The organism is Arthrobacter sp. Hor0625 (assembly GCF_052567525.1).
This window is the reverse complement of the sequence record NZ_CP199586.1, coordinates 113,686-134,890: the sequence shown is the minus strand read 5'-3', so window position 1 is coordinate 134,890 and position 21,205 is coordinate 113,686. Positions and strand designations below refer to the sequence as shown.

At 69.9% G+C, this 21,205-nt stretch carries 19 protein-coding genes; 15 read left to right on the top strand and 4 right to left on the bottom strand.

The genetic code is table 11. The features are described from left to right. The first annotated feature begins 121 nt into the window (after positions 1 to 121). From ACTWLI_RS00660 to ACTWLI_RS00650, 3 genes are read left to right on the top strand one after another with little or no spacing between them, the layout of a single operon-like run. Positions 122 to 1,126 carry a Bug family tripartite tricarboxylate transporter substrate binding protein gene (locus tag ACTWLI_RS00660; RefSeq protein ID WP_445154814.1) on the top strand — a complete coding sequence of 335 codons (1,005 nt, stop codon included), beginning with the start codon at positions 122 to 124 and terminating at the stop codon, positions 1,124 to 1,126. 2 nt (positions 1,127 to 1,128) lie between these two features. Further along, a complete protein-coding gene (locus ACTWLI_RS00655; protein ID WP_445154813.1) occupies positions 1,129 to 1,650 on the top strand; it encodes a tripartite tricarboxylate transporter TctB family protein in 522 nt (173 codons plus the stop codon). After that, positions 1,643 to 3,175: a tripartite tricarboxylate transporter permease gene (locus tag ACTWLI_RS00650; protein WP_445154812.1), complete on the top strand. Its 1,533-nt coding sequence runs from the start codon at positions 1,643 to 1,645 to the stop codon at positions 3,173 to 3,175. Before ACTWLI_RS00655 ends, ACTWLI_RS00650 begins: the two co-directional genes overlap by 8 nt. Before the next feature lie 72 nt (positions 3,176 to 3,247). Here ACTWLI_RS00650 and ACTWLI_RS00645 read toward each other — a convergent pair whose 3' ends face one another. Beyond that, complete coding sequence (locus tag ACTWLI_RS00645) at positions 3,248 to 4,723, bottom strand: lipase maturation factor family protein (RefSeq protein WP_445156077.1); 1,476 nt, start codon at positions 4,721 to 4,723, stop codon at positions 3,248 to 3,250. A 165-nt stretch (positions 4,724 to 4,888) separates the two neighbouring features. Between ACTWLI_RS00645 and dxr the strand changes: the two genes are divergently transcribed. The 10 genes from dxr (at position 4,889) to ACTWLI_RS00595 (ending at position 16,403) form a co-directional block, all read left to right on the top strand. Then, positions 4,889 to 6,073 carry a 1-deoxy-D-xylulose-5-phosphate reductoisomerase gene (gene dxr, locus ACTWLI_RS00640; protein WP_445154811.1) on the top strand — a complete coding sequence of 395 codons (1,185 nt, stop codon included), beginning with the start codon at positions 4,889 to 4,891 and terminating at the stop codon, positions 6,071 to 6,073. Positions 6,074 to 6,115: 42 nt separating this feature from the next. Continuing rightward, positions 6,116 to 7,447, top strand: a complete 1,332-nt coding sequence (locus ACTWLI_RS00635; RefSeq protein ID WP_445154810.1) for a M50 family metallopeptidase — start codon at positions 6,116 to 6,118, stop codon at positions 7,445 to 7,447. Between the two features lie 725 nt (positions 7,448 to 8,172). Next, a complete protein-coding gene (locus ACTWLI_RS00630) occupies positions 8,173 to 8,901 on the top strand; it encodes a MarR family transcriptional regulator (protein WP_445154809.1) in 729 nt (242 codons plus the stop codon). After that, a complete protein-coding gene (locus ACTWLI_RS00625) occupies positions 8,898 to 9,452 on the top strand; it encodes a hypothetical protein (RefSeq protein ID WP_445154808.1) in 555 nt (184 codons plus the stop codon). Before ACTWLI_RS00630 ends, ACTWLI_RS00625 begins: the two co-directional genes overlap by 4 nt. A gap of 107 nt (positions 9,453 to 9,559) precedes the next feature. Further along, positions 9,560 to 9,853 (top strand): YciI family protein, encoded by a 294-nt coding sequence (locus tag ACTWLI_RS00620; protein ID WP_445154807.1) that lies wholly within the window; start codon positions 9,560 to 9,562, stop codon positions 9,851 to 9,853. 62 nt (positions 9,854 to 9,915) lie between these two features. Continuing rightward, entirely contained in the window at positions 9,916 to 11,082 is a 1,167-nt protein-coding gene (gene ispG, locus ACTWLI_RS00615) for a flavodoxin-dependent (E)-4-hydroxy-3-methylbut-2-enyl-diphosphate synthase (protein ID WP_056740528.1), read from the top strand. Then, positions 11,045 to 11,923: a GNAT family N-acetyltransferase gene (locus ACTWLI_RS00610; RefSeq protein WP_445154806.1), complete on the top strand. Its 879-nt coding sequence runs from the start codon at positions 11,045 to 11,047 to the stop codon at positions 11,921 to 11,923. The genes ispG and ACTWLI_RS00610 overlap by 38 nt, the downstream gene beginning before the upstream one ends. A 371-nt stretch (positions 11,924 to 12,294) precedes the next feature. Continuing rightward, complete coding sequence (locus tag ACTWLI_RS00605; protein ID WP_445154805.1) at positions 12,295 to 14,106, top strand: proline--tRNA ligase; 1,812 nt, start codon at positions 12,295 to 12,297, stop codon at positions 14,104 to 14,106. 15 nt (positions 14,107 to 14,121) lie between these two features. Beyond that, a complete protein-coding gene (locus ACTWLI_RS00600) occupies positions 14,122 to 14,916 on the top strand; it encodes a sulfite exporter TauE/SafE family protein (RefSeq protein ID WP_056740538.1) in 795 nt (264 codons plus the stop codon). 80 nt (positions 14,917 to 14,996) lie between these two features. Then, positions 14,997 to 16,403, top strand: a complete 1,407-nt coding sequence (locus tag ACTWLI_RS00595; protein ID WP_445154804.1) for a pyridoxal phosphate-dependent decarboxylase family protein — start codon at positions 14,997 to 14,999, stop codon at positions 16,401 to 16,403. A 19-nt stretch (positions 16,404 to 16,422) separates the two neighbouring features. Here the strand turns inward: ACTWLI_RS00595 and ACTWLI_RS00590 are convergent, their stop codons facing one another. The 3 genes from ACTWLI_RS00590 to ACTWLI_RS00580 all read right to left on the bottom strand — a co-directional run bounded on the left by ACTWLI_RS00590 (position 16,423) and on the right by ACTWLI_RS00580 (position 19,482). Further along, positions 16,423 to 17,484, bottom strand: coding sequence for an aminoglycoside phosphotransferase family protein (locus ACTWLI_RS00590; protein WP_445154803.1), 1,062 nt, complete (start codon positions 17,482 to 17,484; stop codon positions 16,423 to 16,425). Positions 17,485 to 17,508: 24 nt separating this feature from the next. Then, on the bottom strand, positions 17,509 to 18,240 hold the full coding sequence (locus ACTWLI_RS00585; RefSeq protein ID WP_445154802.1) for a VIT1/CCC1 transporter family protein: 732 nt from the start codon (positions 18,238 to 18,240) through the stop codon (positions 17,509 to 17,511). 93 nt (positions 18,241 to 18,333) lie between these two features. Continuing rightward, positions 18,334 to 19,482 carry a DUF4439 domain-containing protein gene (locus tag ACTWLI_RS00580; protein WP_445154801.1) on the bottom strand — a complete coding sequence of 383 codons (1,149 nt, stop codon included), beginning with the start codon at positions 19,480 to 19,482 and terminating at the stop codon, positions 18,334 to 18,336. Between the two features lie 106 nt (positions 19,483 to 19,588). On the opposite strand from ACTWLI_RS00580, the gene rimP reads away from it, so the two are divergent. Together rimP and nusA are read left to right on the top strand one after the other, a co-directional pair. Then, complete coding sequence (rimP, locus tag ACTWLI_RS00575; RefSeq protein WP_056740548.1) at positions 19,589 to 20,200, top strand: ribosome maturation factor RimP; 612 nt, start codon at positions 19,589 to 19,591, stop codon at positions 20,198 to 20,200. Next, positions 20,200 to 21,180, top strand: coding sequence for a transcription termination factor NusA (gene nusA, locus ACTWLI_RS00570; protein WP_056740550.1), 981 nt, complete (start codon positions 20,200 to 20,202; stop codon positions 21,178 to 21,180). Before rimP ends, nusA begins: the two co-directional genes overlap by 1 nt. Positions 21,181 to 21,205 lie beyond the last annotated feature (25 nt).

Below are 21,205 nucleotides of genomic sequence, written 5' to 3'. Positions count from 1 at the left end.
GGCCGTGACCAATATGACCACTACTACCTCTACGTCCTAATGCTGTTCGCGGCCCGGACCCGCCCCTACGGTCGGGGAAGTGATTCCAATGATGTGCATCACATTTTTCCAAGGAGAGATCATGACGTCCCACCTCAACTTCAGCCGCCGGGCAGCCCTCGTCGCCGGCGCGGCCGGCCTCGTACTCGCCGCCTCAGCCTGCGGCGGCGGCGCTTCCGCCGGGTCCAGCAGCAGCGACTCGCTCAAGAAGCTCAGCATCATCGTTCCCGCCAACCCCGGCGGCGGCTGGGACCAGACCGGCCGCGCCCTGCAGGCCGACCTGCAGGCCAACAAGCTCGTCACCTCGGCCCAGGTGACGAACATCGGCGGCGGCGGCGGAACCAACGGCCTGGCCAAGCTCGCCACCGAAAAGGACGCCAACACCCTGATGGTGATGGGCTATGTCATGGTCGGCGCCGTCGAGACCAACGGGGCCAAGACCCGGCTCGAGGACACCACCCCGATCGCCCGGCTGACCGAGGAGCCGCTGGTCCTGGTGGTCCCGGCGTCGTCGAAGTACCAGACGGTGCAGGACCTCGTCGCCGACATCAAGGCCAACGGCAAGGGTGTCGCCATCACCGGCGGTTCCGCAGGCGGCGCGGACCACATCCTGGCCGGCCAGATCCTGAAGTCCCAGGGCGTGGAAGCGGACAAGCTGAACTACATCGGCTACTCCGGCGGCGGGGAATCCATCGCCGCACTGCTGGGCAACAAAGTCCAGGCCGGCATCTCCGGCGTCGGCGAATACGCCGAGCAGGTCAAGGCCGGCAAGGTCCGCGCGCTCGCCGTCTCCGGCAAAACCGAGGCCCCGGCGCTGCCCGGCATCAAGCCGCTCAAGGACCAAGGCATCGACGTCGTGCTGACCAACTGGCGCGGCGTGGTGGCCCCCGGCTCGATCGATGACGCCCAGAAGGCCAAGCTGACCGAGGTCGTGACCAAGCTGCACGACACGGAGGCCTGGAAGTCCACCCTGAAGAAGAACAACTGGGACGACGCCTTCCTCGCCGGCGACGGCTTCAAGACCTTCCTCACCGAGGACATCACCAAGGTCAAGACCACCCTGTCGGAGATCGGCCTGGTCAAGTAGCAATGTCTTCGCACGCTCTTACGCCCGCCAGGCGCCCAACGGGGGAGATCCTCTTCGCCCTGTTGTTCGTCAGCGTGGGCGCGGCGGGGCTCCTGACGGCGGGGTCGATCCCGATCCCGCCGTCGGAGACCGGCATCGGCCCCCGCGCCTTCCCGTACATCGTCTGCAGCATGCTGGTGCTCGTCGGCACCGGCATCGTGGTCCAGGTCCTGCGCGGCAAGGTCGGGCAGGCCGAGGAAGGGGAGGACCTGGACGTCACCGCCAAGACCGACTGGACGGCGCTGGCCAAGCTCGTCGGCTTCGTGGTGCTGCACATCTTCCTGATCGAACCCGCCGGCTGGCCGGTCGCGGCCGCCGTGCTGTTCACCGGCTCCGCCTGGACCCTGGAGGCCAAGCCGCTGTGGAAGGCCGCGCTGGTCTCGGTGATCATGGCGCTGGTGCTGCAGTACGTCTTCGGCGGCCTGCTGGGCGTCTCGCTCCCGCCGGGCCCGCTGCTCGAGGGGGTGCCGTTCTTCCATGGATAGCTTCATGCTCCTGCTCGAAGGCTTCACGACGGCGCTCCAGCCGGTGTACCTGTTGTACGCGCTCGGCGGCGTCTTCGTAGGCACCGCCGTCGGGGTGCTCCCGGGCATCGGTCCGGCCATGACCGTGGCGCTGCTGATGCCGATCACCTATGCCCTGGATCCGGCGGCGGCGCTGATCGTCTTCGCCGGCATCTACTACGGCGGCATGTACGGCGGCTCCACCACGTCCATCCTGCTCAACACCCCCGGGGAATCCTCCTCGATCGTGACCGCGCTCGAGGGCAACAAAATGGCGAAGGCCGGCAGGGGAGCCGCGGCGCTCGCGACGGCGGCGATCGGCTCGTTCATCGCCGGCACCATCGCCACCGTGCTGCTGTCCTTCCTCGCCCCGGTGGTGGCCGAACTCGCCGTCGGCCTCGGCCCGGTGGACTACGTCGCCCTGATGGTGGTGGCCTTCCTGACGGTCGGCGCCCTGCTGGGCGCCTCGGTACTCCGCGGCCTGGCGTCCCTGGCCCTGGGCCTGTTCATCGGCCTGATCGGCATCGACGACAGCACCGCGCAGCAGCGCTTCACCTTCGACAATCCCAACCTGGTGGACGGCATCGACATGGTGCTGGTCGCGGTGGGGCTCTTCGCCCTCGGCGAGGCCCTGTACGTCGCGTCCAAGCTGCGGCACGGCCCGGTGGAGGTCATCCCGGTCAGCAAGGGCAAGAACGCCTGGCTGTCCAAGGAGGACTGGCAGCGGTCCTGGAAACCGTGGCTGCGCGGGACGTTCATCGGCTTCCCGATCGGCACCGTGCCGGCCGGCGGCGCGGACGTGTCGACGTTCCTGTCCTACGCCGCCGAGCGGAGGCTCGCCAAGGGCCCCCGCAAGGCGCAGTTCGGCCGGGGCGCGATCGAGGGTGTTGCCGGACCGGAAGCGGCCAACAACGCCGCCGCCGCCGGCGTCCTGGTGCCGCTGCTGACCCTCGGCATTCCGACGACGGCGACCGCCGCCATGATGCTGACGGCCTTCCAGCGCTACCAGATCCAGCCCGGACCGCTCCTGTTCGAAAACCAGGGCGCGCTGGTCTGGACCCTGATCGCCTCGTTGTACGTGGGCAACCTGATGCTGCTGGTGTTGAACCTGCCGCTCGTCGGGCTCTGGGTGAAGATCCTGCAGATCCCGCGGCCCTACCTGTACGCCGGCATCCTGGTCTTCGCAGCGCTCGGCGCCTTCTCGGTGAACTTCTCGCCGAGCGACGTCGGCGTCCTGCTGGTCGTCGGCGTGCTGGGGTACTTCATGCGCCGCTACGGCTACCCCGTGGCGCCCATGGTGGTGGCCATGATCCTCGGGCCGATGTTCGAAGTTCAGTTGCGGCGCTCGCTGCAGCTCTCCCAGAACGACCCCTCGGCCCTGCTCTCGACGCCGTTCGCCGTCGTGGTCTACGCGACCATGGCGCTGATCTTCCTCGGATCCTGGTGGCTGCGCCGCCGGCAGGCCGCCCTGGAAGCGACGACCGAGAAGGAATCGGTGTCCGTCTGAGTTGCAAGCGCTGATTTGCCGCAGATGGCCGGAATGGTATCCACCATTCCGGCCATTTGCGTCAGCTGGCACTCAGTCTTCCGGCGGCAGGGACAGCGGCGGAATCGACTCCTGCAGCGGGACCCGGATCCAGCGCTGGCCGGTGGCGCGGAACTCCGCCCGGGTGGCGAAGCGGTAGAGGAAGCTGCGGGCCCGCACCCAGCGCGGGCGGGCGCCGCCGAACGGATCGTGCCGCAGCAGGCGCAGGGTCGGACGGTCGGCTACCAGCAATTTGGCCAGGAACGTGTAAAACCACTGCTCGTGCACGCTGCGCAGCGGCAGGAACCACATCAGCCAGTCCAGGCGCAGGTGGTACGGGGCCCACTGGCGCGGAATCCGCCGGACATCCCCGGGCTTGCCCCGGAACCCGTACTCGCGCCAGTCCGCCGCCTCGTCCGGCTCCGCGGACAACGTTCCCTCCACCACGATCTCGATCCGCTGCTTGGTGACGGTGCCGAACGCGCCGTAGGCGTTGACCAACTGCCAACGGTTGAAGGCGGCATTCATCAGCTGGTAATGCGAGAAGAGGTTCTCGGCCGGGCGGTAGCTGAGCACCAGCAACAGCACCGTCGCCAGCCCCACCACGACCAGCCACGCCACCGGTGCCTGGCTGCCGGCGGCCCCGCTGCCCGCACCGGCGGCAGCGGCGTGCCAGTCCAGCGGGATGGCGGGCACCACGGCGTGCGCCACCGGGTCGCTGACCGCGGCGAAGGCCAGCAGGATCGCCATCCAGTTCAGCCACGCGAAGTTGCCGCTGGCCACCAGCCAGAGCTGGGTGACGATGATGACCGCCGCGGCCGCGCCGGCCAGCGGCTGCGGGGCAAAGAGGAAGAACGGCACCACCAGCTGGGCGGCGTGGTTGCCCAGGACCTCCAGCCGGTGCCAGGCCTTGGGCAGCAGGTGGGCCTGCCGGCTCAGGGGCCCCGGCATGGGCTGGGTCTCGTGGTGGTAGTACAGGGCCGTCAGGTCCCGCCATTCCCGGCCGCCGCGGATCTTGATCATGCCCGCGCCGAACTCCAGGCGGAACACCAGCCACGCCAGCAGGATCAGAATGGTCCGCGGCGGGGGAGTCTGGTCGGAGCCCAGGAACGCCACGGTGAAACCGGCCTCCAGCAGGAGCATCTCCCAGCCGAACCCGTAGAACGTCTGGCCCACATTGACCACCGACATGTACAACAGCCACAACGCCAGGAAGGCCAGCAGCGGAACCCACGGCGGCCCCTGCTGCGGCAGGCCCAGCACGAGGACGCCGGCGATCACCAGGCCGGAAACGCAGACGGCCCGCAGCAGCCCGTCGGAGTAGCGCCAGCTGAACAGGGTCGGCCGGACCCTGCGGCCGGCGCGGGCCAGGAACTCCGGCACCGGCAACAGCCCGCGCTCGCCGAGGAGCGCCGGGAACTGGTTCAGGGACGACAGGAAGGCCACGAAGTAGACGGCGGCGACGCCGCGCTGCAGCACCTGCCGGGCGAACTCGTACTCCGGCGCGTCAAACCAGGCCGTCCACTCCACGATTCCCACGTTACGCCTGCGGCCCGCGGCGTCAATGAGCGGCGTCGCGCGGCCCCGGTACCGCGCCGAGATGACAGTACGCGGCAGTGTTCCGCCCGGACACTGCCGCGACCTGTCATCTCGCGCCGGAACCAACGCCCCCGGCCGGTGCGGGATACTGGATGCATGCAGCCGCGCACAATCGTCCTCCTCGGGTCCACCGGGTCCATCGGCACCCAGGCCATCGACGTCGTCGACGGCGCCCCGGACCGCTTCGAGATCGTGGCCCTCAGCGCCGGCGGCGGCAACCCCGAACTCCTCGCCCGCCAGGCCGTCCACACCCGCGCCCGGGCCGTCGGCGCTGCCAGCGGCGACGCCGCGGCGCTGCAGCAACTGATCGACGACGCCGCCCGCGCCGCCGGCGTCTCCGGATACCGGCCGGAGGTCTTCACCGGCCCGGACGCCTCCACCCGCATCGCGGAGATCCCGGCCGACGTGGTCCTCAACGGCATCACCGGCTCGATCGGGCTCGCGCCCACCCTGGCCGCGCTGAAGTCCGGTGCCACCCTGGCCCTGGCCAACAAGGAGTCCCTGATCGTCGGCGGCGCCCTGGTCAAGGCGGCGGCGCGGGAAGGCCAGATCGTCCCGGTCGACTCCGAACACTCCGCTATTGCCCAGTGCCTGCGCTCCGGCACCGCCGCCGAGGTTGACCGGCTGGTCCTCACCGCCTCCGGCGGGCCGTTCCGCGGCATGTCCCGGGACCAACTGCACGGCGTCAGCCCGCAGGACGCCCTGGCGCACCCCACGTGGGACATGGGCCTGATGGTCACCACCAACTCCGCCACCCTGGTCAATAAGGGCCTGGAAGTCATCGAGGCCCACCTGCTCTTCGACATTCCGCTCGAGCGGATCGACGTCGTCGTGCACCCGCAGTCCGTCGTGCACTCGATGGTGCAGTTCGTCGACGGGTCCACCATCGCCCAGGCGTCCCCGCCGGACATGCGCCTGCCCATCGCCCTGGGGCTCGGCTGGCCGGACCGGGTACCCGGCGCGGCGCTGCCCTGCGACTGGAGTACGGCCACCAGCTGGACGTTCGAGCCGCTGGACACCGAAGCGTTCCCCGCCGTCGGCCTGGCCAAGGAGGCCGCCCGGCGCGGCAGCACCTTCCCGGCGGTCTTTAACGCTGCGAACGAGGAGGCTGTGACGGCCTTCCACGCCGGCCGGATCCGCTTCACCGACATCGTCGACACCGTCGAGGCCGTCCTCAGCGGACACTCAGGATCCTCCGGGCTGACGGTCGAATCCGTGCTGGATGCTGAACGATGGGCACGCGCGCGGACCCTCGAGCGTTTGGCCGTGGGAAGTGCCTAGCAAGTAGCCGACCGAAATGCCCAGGAAGTAGCAAAGCCCAGCATGAGCCCCGTTGTCCTCTTTATCCTTGGCGTCGTCTTCGTCGTGATCGGCGTCGCCGTGTCCATCGCCCTCCATGAGGTGGGCCACCTGGTCCCGGCCAAGCTCTTCAAAGTGCGCGTCACGAAGTACATGATTGGCTTCGGCCCCACCCTCTGGTCCCGGCGCCGGGGCGAGACCGAGTACGGCCTCAAGGCGATCCCGCTCGGCGGCTTCGTGTCCATGATCGGCATGTACCCGCCGAACAAGGAAGACGGGAGCGTCCGCCCCTCCAGCACCGGGATGTTCCAGTCCCTTGCCGCCGACGCCCGCTCCCTGGCGCACGAGGAAATCGGCCCGGAGGATGCAAACCGGGTCTTCTACCGGCTTCCGGTCTGGAAGAAAATCATCATCATGCTCGGCGGCCCGGCGATGAACCTGCTGATCGGCCTGGTGCTCACCGCCGTGCTGCTGATGGGCTTCGGCGTGGCCACCTCCACCACCACCATCGCCGACGTGTCCAAGTGCCAGGTCAAAGCCGGCGAGACCGTCGACCCCGACTCCGCGGACTGCAAACCCACCCCGGCCGCCGCGGCGGGCCTCAAACCCAACGACCGCATCACCTCCTTCGACGGAAAAGCCGTCACCAGCTGGGACGAACTGACCGGCTGGATCCGGGCGTCCGCGGACCGGCAGGTCAGCATCACGGTAGAGCGCGACGGCGTTCCGGTCACCACCACGGTCACCCCGGTACTCTCGGCCCGTCCGGTCGTGGGCGCGGACGGACGGCAGGCCAAGGACGTTGACGGCAAGCTGCAGTACCAGGACGTCGGCTTCCTCGGCATCGGCGCCCAGACCGCGCTCGTGCAGCAGCCGGCGTCGGCCGTGCTGCCCATGGCCGGGGAAAACATCAAGCAGATCGCCGGCGTCGTGCTGAACCTGCCGGCGCGGGTGGCAGGGGTGGCGCAGGCGGCCTTCAGCGAGGAGCCCCGCGACCCGAACGGTCCGATCAGCGTGGTCGGTGTGGGCCGGGTCGCCGGCGAGGTCGCCGCCATGGAGCAGGTGCCGCTGCAGAGCCGCCTCGCGGCGCTGGTCGGGCTGCTCGGCGGCCTGAACTTCGCCCTCGCCGTGTTCAACCTGGTTCCGCTGCTGCCGCTCGACGGCGGCCACGTCGCCGGTGCGCTCTATGAGGGCGCCCGCCGGCAGGTCGCCCGGCTGTTCGGCCGTCCGGACCCCGGCGCCTTCGACATCGCCAAACTGCTGCCGGTCACGTACGTCGTGGCCGCCCTGCTGATGGGCATGGGCGCCCTGCTGATCTACGCCGACATCGTCAAGCCGGTGAACCTGTTCGGCTAGCCGGGGGTCTTGTTGGCCCTGGGGAAATGTCCCGCAAGGTTCAGTGCCGTGTTGGCGGAAAAACAAGACCAGGAAGACGGCCCACGCCCAGCGTTCCCGGCCCCAGAGCGGCCACCACAGAAACATCTGTGCCCAAAAATAAAGAGCCACGTAAGGGATCAACAGCCGGGGCCGGGGCGGCGAGCGCCACTCCACCCTGCGCCAGAGGTCGAGGTAGCAGCCGAAGACCGCCCAGACGCCCAGCAGCAGCGGCCCCACCTGCAGTTGCCAGGATTCCCCTCCGGCCAGGTACCAGATCCCGAGCGGGAGGCCGAGTCCCGCGACGGCGTAGGCAAGCCAGCCGGCGCGGTCCGCGAGCTGCGGCAACCACCGCCGGGCACCGAAAAAGGCGGTGAGTACGGCCTGGGAACCGATGCCGAAGGCGATGAACCAGGCCTGAGGGGGCGTCGTCATCGGTCCACCTCCCGGCGTCGTGGTTGTCTCCAGAGTCCACCGCGGGGCGCAGAAGATGTCAACGCTCTCGCCCGGTTACACCTAGCGGCATCACGCACCAATACCGTCGGCCCGCGCAGTTCCAAGGGTGCCGGTTTGCCAGAGCCGGAGTAACTGGGCTGGAGCGTCCGACCCGCAGCAACCCGTTCCGCCAAATAAGCTTATTTCGGCTTATTTCAGATAATCAGTTGTAAATGGTTGATTCATCAAAATCAGCCCCCTAGGGTGGGGTTATGTACGTGATGACCATCGACCAGCGCGGCAGCAGTACCGACATCGACCGTGTCCCCGGCCTGCTTGCCGAACTGCAGGGGCTCTCGCCGGGAGGGCATTTCGAGCGTTCAGTTGGCGATGAGGTCCAGGGCGTGGTGAAGCACCCCGAGGACGTCGTCGGGATTGCCCTGCACGCCCTGCGCAGCGGCCGCTGGTACGTGGGAATCGGAGTGGGTGCGGTGGACTTGCCGCTGCCGTCCAGCCCCAGGGAAGGATCCGGACCGGCCTTCGTGGCGGCGCGGGCAGCTGTCGAGAGCGCCAAGTCCGGCTCCGCGCACGTGCCGGTCGCCGTCGTCTCCGGCGGGCTGCGCAGGGGAGAGGTCGCGCCCTCGGCCGCAGGATCAGCCGGCGCCCGCGCCTGCGCCAATGCCGAAGCGGTATTGCGCCTGATCGGCCGGCTCGTCCAGGAACGGACTGCCGCCCAGTGGAAGGTGGTGGATGCGTTGCGTTCGGTACAGCACGGCCATGCCGGTACCCACGGCACGCAGAAAATCGCCGCCCAAAAACTCGGAATCACCGAACAGTCGGTGAGCCGTGCGCTGCTTCGCTCCGGATGGCAGGAAGAATGGGCGGCGAGGCCGGCGGCGGAAATGCTGCTGTCCTTCGCCCACGGACTCATCACCGGCAACCCCGACGCCGGCGAGCAGCCGGATTCCCGCCCCCGGGACAGCACAGAAGGAGACAGGTGAACGCCCTCTGGATCACGCTGGCGCTGCTGGCCGCCGGATTCGCCGGGTGGCCGGTGACCGCCCTGGTGTTCCGGCTGGCCCGCACCATTGACGACCGCTCGGACACCCGGGCAGCCGGCGCTGCCACGGGCGGCGCACCCGGCGCCCCTCCTGTCGAACCCGCCGCGGTCGACGGCGAGATCACCCGGGCGGAATCCGCCACGCCAACGGCCACCTCAGCGGACGGCGCCTCGTCGCCTGACGCCTCCGCGCCCGGTGCCGCCTCCGGTGCCGCCTCCGGCAGTGCCGGGCACGCCGCCCCGGTCCCGGGGACCCGCATCCTTCGCGGCGGCGCCATCATCGGCGTACTGGAACGCCTCGCCGTGAGCCTGGCCATCCTCACCGGCCAGCCCGTCGCGATCGCCTACGTGGTGGCAATCAAAGGACTGGGGCGGTTTGCGGAACTGAAGGAAACCCCGGTGGCAGCCGAACGCTTCATCATCGGCACGCTCACCTCGCTGCTCTGGGCAGCCGGGGTGACGGCCCTGGTCAAGGTGCTTTTCCTCGGCTGACCGCCGGGAGATCGGGGCGGCCCGCGCACCGTTCCCGCGCCGCGTCCGGCCGTGCGCCCTCGGCGGAGCGGATGGGAACCTGGCGGGCAGGGCGATAGGGTAGCGGTATGACTGTTTTTGCTGTTGAGTACGTTTACGACGCCGAATCTGCCCAGACCCGCGACGCCGCCCGTCCGGCGCATCGTGAATGGACCGCCAAGCTCGCCCAGGACGGCACCCTCCTCGCCAGCGGCCCGTACTCCGACGGCGCCGGCGCCCTGCTCATCTTCAAGGCAGCCGACGAGCAGGCCCTGAACGAACTCCTCCGGGAGGATCCGTTCGCCGGTGCCGGCGCCATCTCCGGCACCCGCACCATGGCCTGGGCCCCCGTCACCGGCCAGCTGGCCGACCACGCAGGCTAGCTCCACCCGCCTGCCCACCACCGGTCCTCCGACCTAGAAATCCGATCCATAGAGGAGTCCACGTGACCTCGGTCAGCCTGGGAATGCCGTCGGCACCGCCCCCCGTTCTCGCCCCGCGCCGGAAAACCCGCCAGATCAAGGTGGGCTCGGTCGGCGTCGGCTCCGACTTCCCGATCAGCGTGCAGTCGATGACCACGACTCCGACGACGGACATCAACGCGACCCTGCAGCAGATCGCCGAGCTGACCGCCTCCGGCTGCGACATCGTCCGGGTGGCCTGCCCCTCCGCCGACGATGCAGAGGCCCTGCCGATCATCGCCAAGAAGTCGCAGATCCCGGTCATCGCCGACATCCACTTCCAGCCGAAGTACGTCTTCGCCGCGATCGAGGCTGGCTGCGCCGCCGTCCGGGTGAACCCGGGCAACATCCGCAAGTTCGATGACCAGGTCAAGGAAATCGCCCGCGCGGCCAAGGACCACGGCACCTCCATCCGGATCGGCGTCAACGCCGGCTCCCTGGAACCGGGCATCCTGAAGAAGTACGGCAAGGCCACCCCGGAGGCCCTCGTGGAGTCCGCCGTCTGGGAGGCGTCCCTGTTCGAGGAACACGGCTTCCACGACTTCAAGATCTCGGTCAAGCACAACGACCCGGTCATCATGGTGGCCGCCTACGAAATGCTGGCGGAGAAGGGCGACTGGCCGCTGCACCTCGGCGTCACCGAGGCCGGACCGGCGTTCCAGGGCACGATCAAGTCCGCCACCGCGTTCGGAGCCCTGCTCTCCCGCGGCATCGGCGACACCATCCGGGTCTCGCTGTCCGCCCCGCCCGTGGAGGAGATCAAGGTTGGCAACCAGATCCTCCAGTCGCTGAATCTGCGCCCGCGCAAGCTCGAAATCGTCTCCTGCCCGTCCTGCGGCCGCGCCCAGGTCGACGTCTACACGCTGGCCGAGCAGGTCACCGCCGGACTCGAAGGCATGGAGGTTCCGCTGCGGGTCGCCGTCATGGGCTGCGTCGTCAACGGTCCCGGCGAGGCCCGGGAAGCGGACCTGGGCGTCGCATCCGGCAACGGCAAGGGCCAGATCTTCGTCAAGGGCGAGGTCATCAAGACCGTCCCCGAGGACCAGATCGTTGAGACACTGATCGAAGAGGCCATGCGCATCGCCGAAGAGATGGGGGAGTCCGATGGCGAAGATGCTGTCAAGGGTAGCCCCGTGGTTAGCGTCTCGTAGGGAGTCCGGCGCCGGCGTCCGGGTCCTGACCGGCGCCGACACGCAGGCGCTGCTGGACCTGGCGCGCCAGGATGAAGTCGCCAACGTCTTCATCCTCTCCCACCTCGAGACGGCCGGGACGGCGTCGCCCACCGCGGGCGGGGCCAGGATTTTCGGGGTGTTCGACGGCGAGAGGCTGCTTGGCGCCTGCTGGGCCGGGGCGAACCTCGTCCCCGTCCAGCTCGCCCCGGACCTGGCACCCATTGTCGCGGCCGCCGTCCACCGGGCCGGCCGCCGGTACGCCTCGATCTTCGGGCCGGCCGAGTCCGTCCTGGCTCTCTACGCCGCCCTGGAGCCGCTGGGCCACCACGCCCAGGAAATCCGTGCGGACCAGCCGCTCCTGACCATCGCCACGGCTCCGCTCGTCGCGCCCAATCCCGCCCTGGGGTTCGGCCGGCTGGCGGACTTCGACGCGATCCTGCCCGCCTGCGCCGCCATGTTCGAGGAGGAAGTGGGCTACTCGCCGTACCTTGGCGGCCGGGAACACTACAGCCGCCGGGTCAAGGGCCTGATCCGGGCCGGACACTCGCTGGTCCACCTCGGTCCCGACGGAGCGGTGGTCTTCAAAGCCGAGCTGGGCGCCGTCACCGCCGGTGTCACCCAGGTCCAGGGCGTCTGGATGAACCCGGCCCACCGCGGGCAGGGCCTCAGCGCGGGCTACATGGCCGCCGTCGTGGTCCTTGCCCGGACCCTCGCACCGGTCACGAGCCTCTATGTCAACGACTTCAACACCCGCGCCCGGGCCACCTACGACCGTGTCGGTTTCCACCAGGTGGGAACTTTCGCGACCGTGCTGTTCTGACAGTTTCGTGACATGCGTCTTCGACAAAAATCTGGGTGGCAACTCTTGTTTAAGCGACCGGGATCACATAGGTTCTAGCTAGCCGCGCCGAGCAGGCGCGTGCGGTCTCAGGGATGAACCCACCATTGGCTGCGGATGCCGGCCCCTTCGGGCAGGACAGGCACACCGCGCCTTGGACTTAGCGGCGCTGGGGTCGCAGGAGCCACGCCATTGCGGGATGACCAGCCGGAAACGGCCAGGGGCTTCCCTCATGGCGTGGCTCTTTCCCGTTTCCGGGGAAAGCGGTGCCGCCGCTTGGCGGTAGATTAGTTCCCGGACATTCTTCGCAATGCCCGCACCGCCCGTACGTCCTCAGAAACGGATACCTCCCAGTGGTCCTTCGACTTTCCCAGCTGTTCCTTCGCACCCTGCGTGAAGACCCCGCCGACGCCGAGGTGGCCAGCCACCGGCTGCTCGTCCGTGCCGGTTACATCCGGCGCGCGGCTCCCGGGATCTACACCTGGCTGCCGCTGGGACTCAGCGTGCTGCGCCGGGTGGAGCGGATCATCCGCGAGGAAATGACGGCAATCGGCGCGCAGGAAGTCCACTTCCCTGCGCTGCTGCCCAAGGAACCCTATGAGGCGTCCAACCGCTGGACCGAGTACGGCGAGGGCATCTTCCGGCTCAAGGACCGCAAGGGCAACGACTACCTGCTGGCGCCCACGCACGAGGAAATGTTCACCCTGCTGGTCAAGGACCTGTACTCCTCGTACAAGGACCTGCCGCTGAGCATCTACCAGATCCAGAACAAGTACCGCGACGAAGCCCGTCCCCGGGCCGGCCTGCTCCGCGGCCGCGAGTTCATCATGAAGGACTCCTACTCCTTCGACGTCGACGACGCCGGTTTGGATGCCAGCTACGCCGCGCACCGCGCCGCCTACCTGAAGATCTTCGAACGCCTCGGCCTGGAAGTCGTGCCGGTCGCGGCGACCGCCGGCGCCATGGGCGGGTCCAAGAGCGAGGAATTCCTGCACCCCACCGAGATCGGCGAGGACACCTTCGTCCGCTCGCCTGGCGGCTACGCGGCCAACGTCGAAGCCGTCACCACCGTGGTCCCGGCGGACATTGACTTCTCCAACGCCCCCGCCGCCGAAGTCCGAGACACCCCGGACACGCCCACCATTGAGACCCTCGTCGACGCCGCCAACGCACTGGCGCCCCGTTCGGAGGCCGACGGCGGCGCTTGGACCGCCGCTGACACGCTCAAAAACGTCGTCCTCGCCGTCACCCTGCCCACCGGCGAACGCCAGCTCGTCGTCCTCGGCGTACCCGGCGACCGCGCCGTGGACCTCAAGCGGGTCGAGGCCAACATCGGCGCGTTCCTGCCGATCGCCGGCGAGATCACCCTGGAAGCCGCGAACGAGGAGGACCTCAAGAAGCAGGCCCTGCTGGTCAAGGGATACATCGGCCCGGGCCTGTCCCTGGACGCGCCGTTGCTCGGCGCCGAAGCCGCGTCGAAGCTCCTCTACCTGGTGGATCCCCGGGTGGTCCGCGGCAGCGCCTGGATCACCGGCGCCAACGAAGCCGGCAAGCACGTCTTCGGCCTGGTCGCCGGCCGTGACTTTGGCTGGGACGGCGTCATCGAAGCCACCGAGGTGCGCGCCGGCGACGAGGCCCCGGACGGCTCCGGCCCGCTGGAAACTGCCCGCGGCATCGAAATGGGCCACATCTTCCAGCTCGGCCGCAAGTACGCCGAGGCCCTGGACCTCAAGGTCCTGGACCAGAACGGCAAGCAGGTCGTCGTCACCATGGGTTCCTACGGCGTCGGCGTCACCCGCGCCGTGGCCGCCCTGGCCGAATCCAACCACGACGACAAGGGCCTGGTCTGGCCCCGCGCCGTCGCCCCGGCCGACGTCCACGTCGTCGCGGTCGGCCGCGGCGAGGAGATCTTCGCCGCCGCCGAGCAGCTGGCCCGTGAACTGGAAGCCGCCGGCCTTGAGGTCATCTACGACGACCGGCCCAAGGTATCCCCGGGGGTCAAGTTCGGCGACGCCGAGCTCATCGGCGTCCCGACCATCCTCGCGGTCGGCCGCGGGCTGGTGGACGGCGTCGTGGAGATCAAGGACCGCCGCAGCGGCAACGCCGAGAACATTGCCGTGGACAAGGCCGTTGATTACGTGGTCAACGCCGTCCGCAGCAACTGACCCGCGTTGCAGGGGATGGTCTCCGGACTTGAGTCGATCCAGCTCGCCACCCTGGTCCTGGTCGTCGTCGCCGGTTTCGCCGCCGGCTGGGTCGACGCCGTGGTCGGCGGCGGCGGGCTGATCCAGCTCCCCGTCATGCTCCTGGTGCCCGGGATCACCCCGGTGCAGGCCCTCGCGACGAACAAGATGGGCTCGATCTTCGGCACCACCACCAGCGCCGTCACCTTCTACCGGCGCGTCGGTCCCGACCTGCGCACCGCCGTCCCGATGGCCGTGATCGCCCTGGCCGGCAGCTTCGGCGGCGCGGTGCTGGCGGCCAGCCTGCCGGCCAGCGTCTTCAAACCGATCATCGTGGCGGCGCTGGTCGCCGTCGCGCTGTTCACCGCGTTCCGGCCCAACGTGGGGGAGCTGACCCGGCTGCGGCACGACGGCCACCGGCACTACATCATCGCCTGCCTGATCGGCGCCGTGATCGGCTTCTACGACGGCATGATCGGGCCCGGTACCGGGTCCTTCCTGATCATCGCCCTGGTGTCCGCCATGGGCTACGCCTTCCTCGAGGCCAGCGCCAAGGCCAAGATCGTCAACATGGCCACCAACGCCGGCGCCCTGCTGTTCTTCCTGCCGCACGGCTCGCTGCTCTGGGGGCTCGGCCTGGTCCTGGGCGCCGCGAATATGGCCGGCGGCTACCTCGGCGCCCGGACCGCGGTCAGCCGGGGCAGCAAATTCATCCGGATCGTCTTCCTGGTCGTCGTCGCCGCGCTGATCATCAAACTCGGCTCCGACGTCTGGCACGACACCTTCGGGTAACACCGGAGAGCCCCGGCCCCCGGCCGGCAACCAGCAGCGGGGGACTGCCGCGGGCATCGGGGCGGGCGTAGCATGCAGCTATGTCAGCACCGGAAGAGCGTTACCGCGACGCCCTGGCCGCCGCCGCCCGGCATGCCCGCGCGTGGCTGGAGAGCCAGGACACCCGGCCCGTCGGTCCAGGGACGACGGCGGCCGGGCTCGCCGCCGACTTCGGCGGACCGTTGCCCCGGGAGGGCGCCCCGGCGGCCGAGGTGGTGGACTACCTCGCCGCGAAGGCCGAACCAGGGCTGATGGCCATGCCCTCGGGCCGCTTCTTCGGCTGGGTGATCGGCGGCACCCTGCCCGCCGCACTGGCCGCGGACTGGCTGGTCAGCGCCTGGGACCAGAACGCCGGACTCCGGTTCGCCACCCCGGCCACGGCGGCCATCGAGGAAGGCGCGGGCGCCTGGCTGCTGGAACTGCTCGGCCTGCCGACCGGTGCCGAGGTCGGCTTCGCCACCGGCGCCACCATGGCCAACTTCACCGGCCTGGCCGCGGCCCGGTGGCGGCTGATGACCGACGCCGGCTGGGACCTGGACGCCGACGGCCTGGCCGGCGCGCCCCGGATCCGTTGCTTCGTGGGCCAGGAACGGCACGACACCATCGACCTCGGACTGCGCTACCTGGGCCTGGGCCGGCCCACCGTGGTCCCGGCCGACCGCCAGGGCCGCATCGACCCCGCCGCCCTGGGCGATGCCCTGGACCGCGCCGCGGTCGAGGGGAAGGGGCCGGTGCCGCTGCTGGTCTGCCTGCAGGCCGGAAACCTCCACTCCGGAGCCTTCGACCCGTTCCGTGAGGCCATCGCCGTCGCACGGGCGCACGGGGCCTGGATCCATGTCGACGGCGCCTTCGGCCTGTGGGCCGCCGCCGTCCCCGAACTGGCAGCCCTCACCGACGGCCTGCAGGACGCCGATTCCTGGGGCACCGATGCGCACAAGACGCTCAACGTCCCCTACGACTGCGGCATCGCGGTGGTCCGGGATGCCGCGGCGCTCCGCGCGGCCATGGGCGTGCACACCAGCTACCTGATCCAGGCCGCGGACGGGGCGGCGGATCCCTTCGAAAAGGTCCCCGAGCTCTCCCGCCGTGCCCGCGGGGTGCCGGTCTGGGCGGCCTTGAAATCGCTGGGCCGGGACGGGGTCGCGGCCCAGGTGCGGGGGCTGGTCGCCCATGCCCGGGAGCTGGCCGAGCGGCTGGCAGCACTCGACGGCGTCGAGGTGCTCAACGACGTCGGCTACACCCAGGTCTCGCTGGCCTTCGGTGACGACGCCACGACCCGGGCGGTGACGGCCAAGATCATTGCCGACGGCCGGGTCTGGATGTCCGGATCACGCTGGCAGGGCCGCGACATCCTGCGCATCTCGGTCAGCAACTGGAGCACCGACGCAGCCGACGTCCAGGTCGCCGTCGACAGTGTCCGGGAGGCCGTGGCGGCCGTCCGGGGCTAGCGTCTCCGCCGGCGCTGCGTCAGAGCGGCGCGCCCACCTGGACGGCGCCACCCGGCGCCGGGAGGTCCGGTCCGGCCGGCAAATCGGGAAGCGTGTCCCCGGCCAGGGTGCTGGCCACCCACAGGGAGCAGGCAACGTCGCCGTCGTGGTGCCGTTTGGCCGCGTACCACAAGGCGTTCTCCACTTCGCGGACCACCGCCCACTGCCGGGCGACCTCGCCGTCCAGGCCGGCAGCGGCGGCCAGGGCCGCGCACCGCTCCAGCAGGGCCCGCGGCGCGCCGATGCGCGGCAGTTCGGCCAGCCGGTTCCACAGCAGCGGTGCCACCGCGAACTCGGCTTCCCCGACCAGCGGGTGCGGGTCGATTGCCTTGAAGCCCGCCGTGCCGGCAGCCGCGGACGCCCCCGGAGCCCCGGGCGCCGGCGTGGCCAGGACATTGAGGAAATGCAGATCGGCGTGGACGAGGACGTCCCTGGCCGAGCGCCGGCCCACGGCGCCGCGGGTCTGGCAGACTTCCAGGGCGGCCTCCAGCAGCCAGCGCGGAAAGGGCCGGCCCAGCCGCTCCCAGCTTTCCGGAAGCTCATCACTCCACTGTTCGGCCTGGGCCGCCACGTGCCCGAACTCGCGCCATTGCGGCCGGTCATCGGGCTGCAGCGCCAACTGGCGGACCAGGCCGCCCCAGATGTCCACGGCCTCGTCCATCGCAACGTCCTGCAGCGAACGCCCGCCGTCGAGCCGTTCGAGCAGCAGGGCGCCGGAAGCCGGTTCCGCGTCCAGCAGTGCGACGGCGCCGCGGCCGCCCCACAGGGCCAGGGCGTGGCGTTCGGCCAGGCCCTCCTCGTGCGGGAAGGCGAGCTTCAGCACCGCTGCTTCACTGTCGGCGGTGCGCCGGACGGGGACCACGACGGCGGCATGGCCGTTCCACGGCATCCCGCCCGGGGCAAGGTCCGGTTCCAGGCCCCACCGTTCCAGGCACTCGTTGATCCGGCCGGGGAGGGCGGCCAGCCAGGCCCGTCCCTCGGGGCTGCCGCTGTAGCGGCGGCTGAGGTCGGGCGGGATCGGGACGGCTGCCGGGGAAATCATCGACTCCAGCGTAGCCGCAGCGGGTCAGGCGGTGATGCCGCTGGCGCCGAGCCAGCTGCCGATCAGGAAGGTGGCCACGAGCGCCGCGGCGCCGCCGATCACCACCCGGATGGCGGCCTTCAGCTTGGAGCCGCCGCCGATCCAGGCGCCAATGGCGCCGGTCGCGGCGAGGGCCACGAGTACGGCCGCGAAAGTCAGGGGAACGCGGATGTTTTCGGGCGGCAGCAGGATCGCCAGCATCGGCAGGATGGCGCCGATCAGGAAGGCCATGGCCGAGGCGAAGGCAGCGTGCCACGGGCTGACGATGTCCGTCTCGTCAATGTGAAGTTCGGCGGACAGGTGCGCGGCCAGCGCGTCGTGGGCGGTCAGCTCCGTGGCGACCCGGTGGGCGGTTTCCGGGCTGAGGCCCTTGCCCTGGTAGATCGCGGCGAGCTCCGCGAGTTCCTCTTCGGGCTGTTCCTCCAGCTCACGGCGTTCCTTCTCGACCAGTGCCTGCTGGCTGTCCTTCTGGCTGCTGACCGAGACGTATTCGCCCAGGGCCATCGAGATGGCGCCGCCGACGACGCCCGCGGCGCCGGCGATCAGGATCGGGCCCGAGTCCGTGGTCACACCGGCAACGCCGACAACGATGGCGGCGACGGAAACGATGCCGTCGTTGGCGCCCAGGACGCCGGCGCGGAGCCAGTTAAGCCGGTGCGCGATGTCGTTGTGGTGGGGTTCGTTGTCGTGAAGGGCTGCTGCGCTGCTGGTTTCCATGACTACAGCAAACCACCGGCCACCCCGGCAGGCCAGCATTGTGAGGCTAAACAAGCTAAGCCCGGCCTTAGCTTGCCGGCGCGCGCTGGGGGCTCAGGCTGGCGGCAGGGTCGGCAGCGACGCCGGATCGAAGGCCATTCCGGGGAACGGACCGGGTGCTGCGCCCCAGGCCACGGCGCGGCGGGCGGCACCCAGCAGGCCGGCGACAGCCCACTGCCGGGTGGGTCCTTCGCTCAGGGCGATGAGGTCGCCGTAGGCCGTCAGGGAGGCAGACTCCAGCCCGGCCAGGCCGCGTCCGGGCGCGGACAGGAAGGCCGGGTCAAGGGCGTAGCCTGGCTCGCGCGGGGGAACCGCCGCGCACTGCGCCCGGCCCAGGGACTCGGCACCGGCCGCCAGCGCCTCGTGCTGGGCCAGCCGGCCCGTGGCCGCGGTAGCCGCGGCGCCGTCCAGGCGGGTCAGTGCCACCTGGTAGCCGTAGACGGCCTCCAGCTCGGCGCGCACCACCGCGGTCAGTGCATCGGGCATCCCGGCGGCAACGGGTGCGCCGGTCCCGGCCGCAGCCGGCGCCGTCGTGGCCGGGCAGGAACCGGCGGCGGGAACCCCGGGTCCGGGAAGCTCGGCGGCCGCCCGGTCCGGGAGGCCCGCCGCAGGATCCCGGACGCCGGCCGCAGCGGCCAGCGCGGAGGACTGCAGCAGCTGGGCGGTCCCCACACTGGCCAGCAGCCTGGCCATGCCGCCGTCGGCGGTGCCGGCATCCGCCAGCCGTTGCCGTCCGCTGCTGGCCAGGTCCGCGGCCAGCCGGGCCGCGGTGGGCGGCACCGACGCCGAAGTTGCAGTCGCCGTGGCGGTGACTGCCGGGGTCGCCGTGTCGGCGGGGGCGGAGCCGGCGGGGGAGGGACCGGGCAGCAGCAGCGCCCTGGCCTGGGTTGTCAGCAATGTCACAGCGGCCCGTACCGGGGTTGCGGCAGCGGCAGGGGACGCCTTCGGGAGCGCGGGCCGGGAGGCTTCAGTGGCGGCTGCCTCCAGTTGTTCGGCCCTGGTCCGCAGGCTCAGGGCATCGGCAAGGGCTGAGGCGCGGGCACGCTCACTCACTGACGGCGCCGCCGGTTTTGGCGGGTTTCCGGGCACGAACGCGAATCCCAGGCTCACCACGACGGCGGCGAGGCAGGCGAGCAGGGCGATCCGGGGCAGGTCCCGGGGGAGCCGGAACCGCCGCCGCTGGGTCCCGCCGTCGTCTTTCACAACAGACCATGTTGTCATGCCGGCCGGAAACTGGGGTGCACCATGTCGGCCCGAATATCGCTAGGCTAGTAGACACAACATCATCTAGCAGGAGGCGGGCGGCATCATGACCAACGCAGAAGCCACGACTTCGACAGACCGGACCGGGACGGGGAAGGCTGACGCCGCCGCCCACAACCTGGAGGCCGAGCGCCTGTACGCGCTCCTTGCGCCTGCAGTCCAGGCCAACCGGCTGTTCCTGGAGGACGTTTCCATCCACATCGCCGGAGCCAACCGGGTGGTCCACGTCGTGGTGGACCTGCCCCAGGAGGAAACCGGCGGCGTCAGCCTGGACGTCATCGCCGAGATCTCCAAGACCCTCTCCGACATCCTGGACAACGATCCCAGCACCGACTCGCGCCCGTACGACCTTGAGGTCTCCTCGCCCGGCGTCGGCCGTCCGCTCACCGAGGAGCGCCACTGGCACCGCGCCCGCGGCCGCATGGTCACCGTCAACGTGATCCAGGGCGAGAACGTTACCGGCCGCATCCAGTCCGTCGACGACGGCGGCGTGACCCTGGTCCCGGAGCTGGCGGTCAAAAAGGGCATGAAGCCCAAGCAGGGCGAACCCGTCAAACTTCCTTTCGACAGGATCCGCAGTGGAAAAGTCGAGATAGAGTTCAGCCACCTCGATGAGGCCGGTCTGGAGAACGACAATGGACCTTCCGAGGAGGCCTAATGGATATTGACATGAGCGCACTGAGACTCCTGGAGCGTGAGCGCGAAATCCCGCTGGATCTCCTGATTCCGACCATCGAGCAGGCCCTGCTGGTGGCCTACCACAAGACGCCCGGCGCCTTCGAAAAGGCCCGTGCCGAACTGGACCGCAAGAGCGGCCACGTCACCATCTGGGCCACCGAAATCGACGACGACGGCGCGCCCATCGGCGAGTTCGAGGACACCCCGGCCGGTTTCGGCCGCATCGCGGCAAGCACCGCACGGCAGATCATCCTGCAGCGGCTGCGCGACGCCGAGGACGACAACGTCCTGGGCCAGTTCAAGGGCCGCGAGGGCGAGCTCGTCGCAGGCACCATCCAGCAGGGCAACAACCCGCACATGATCCAGGTAAACCTCGGAACGGTGGAGGCGCTCCTGCCGCCGCCCGAACAGGTCCCCGGTGAGAAATACACCCACGGCAGCCGTCTCCGTGCGTTCGTGATCGACGTGCACCGCGGCACCAAGGGCCCGTCCATCACCCTCTCCCGGTCCCACCCTGGCCTGGTGCGGAAGCTGTTCGAAATGGAGGTCCCGGAAATCGCGGACCGCTCCGTGGAGATCGTAGCACTGGCGCGCGAGGCAGGGCACCGGACCAAGATCGCGGTCAAGGCGAACATCCCCGGCGTCAACGCCAAGGGCGCCTGCATCGGCGAAATGGGTTCCCGCGTCCGCGCCGTGATGAACGAGTTGAACGACGAGAAGATCGACATCGTCGACTACAGCGAGGACCCGGCCACCTTCATCGCCAGCGCACTGTCGCCCTCGCGCGTGAATTCGGTCACGATTACGGACGAAGCCACCCGCTCAGCCCGCGTCGTCGTCCCCGACTACCAGCTGTCCCTCGCCATCGGCAAGGAAGGCCAGAACGCGCGGCTCGCCGCCAAGCTCACGGGCTGGCGGATCGACATCGTCTCCGACGCCGTCGACAACCGCGGTAAGTAGCGCCGGCCCGGCCGGTTTCCGGCCC

What these genes read in the sequence shown, in the direction of transcription:
- ACTWLI_RS00660 (WP_445154814.1), top strand. Translation starts at nt 122, where the DNA reads ATGACGTCCCACCTCAACTTCAGCCGCCGGGCAGCCCTCGTCGCCGGC.
- ACTWLI_RS00655 (WP_445154813.1), top strand. Translation starts at nt 1,129, where the DNA reads ATGTCTTCGCACGCTCTTACGCCCGCCAGGCGCCCAACGGGGGAGATC.
- ACTWLI_RS00650 (WP_445154812.1), top strand. Translation starts at nt 1,643, where the DNA reads ATGGATAGCTTCATGCTCCTGCTCGAAGGCTTCACGACGGCGCTCCAG.
- dxr (WP_445154811.1), top strand. Translation starts at nt 4,889, where the DNA reads ATGCAGCCGCGCACAATCGTCCTCCTCGGGTCCACCGGGTCCATCGGC.
- ACTWLI_RS00635 (WP_445154810.1), top strand. Translation starts at nt 6,116, where the DNA reads ATGAGCCCCGTTGTCCTCTTTATCCTTGGCGTCGTCTTCGTCGTGATC.
- ACTWLI_RS00630 (WP_445154809.1), top strand. Translation starts at nt 8,173, where the DNA reads ATGTACGTGATGACCATCGACCAGCGCGGCAGCAGTACCGACATCGAC.
- ACTWLI_RS00620 (WP_445154807.1), top strand. Translation starts at nt 9,560, where the DNA reads ATGACTGTTTTTGCTGTTGAGTACGTTTACGACGCCGAATCTGCCCAG.
- ACTWLI_RS00610 (WP_445154806.1), top strand. Translation starts at nt 11,045, where the DNA reads ATGCTGTCAAGGGTAGCCCCGTGGTTAGCGTCTCGTAGGGAGTCCGGC.
- ACTWLI_RS00600 (WP_056740538.1), top strand. Translation starts at nt 14,122, where the DNA reads ATGGTCTCCGGACTTGAGTCGATCCAGCTCGCCACCCTGGTCCTGGTC.
- ACTWLI_RS00595 (WP_445154804.1), top strand. Translation starts at nt 14,997, where the DNA reads ATGTCAGCACCGGAAGAGCGTTACCGCGACGCCCTGGCCGCCGCCGCC.
- ACTWLI_RS00590 (WP_445154803.1), bottom strand. Translation starts at nt 17,484, where the DNA reads ATGATTTCCCCGGCAGCCGTCCCGATCCCGCCCGACCTCAGCCGCCGC.
- ACTWLI_RS00585 (WP_445154802.1), bottom strand. Translation starts at nt 18,240, where the DNA reads ATGGAAACCAGCAGCGCAGCAGCCCTTCACGACAACGAACCCCACCAC.
- rimP (WP_056740548.1), top strand. Translation starts at nt 19,589, where the DNA reads ATGACCAACGCAGAAGCCACGACTTCGACAGACCGGACCGGGACGGGG.
- nusA (WP_056740550.1), top strand. Translation starts at nt 20,200, where the DNA reads ATGGATATTGACATGAGCGCACTGAGACTCCTGGAGCGTGAGCGCGAA.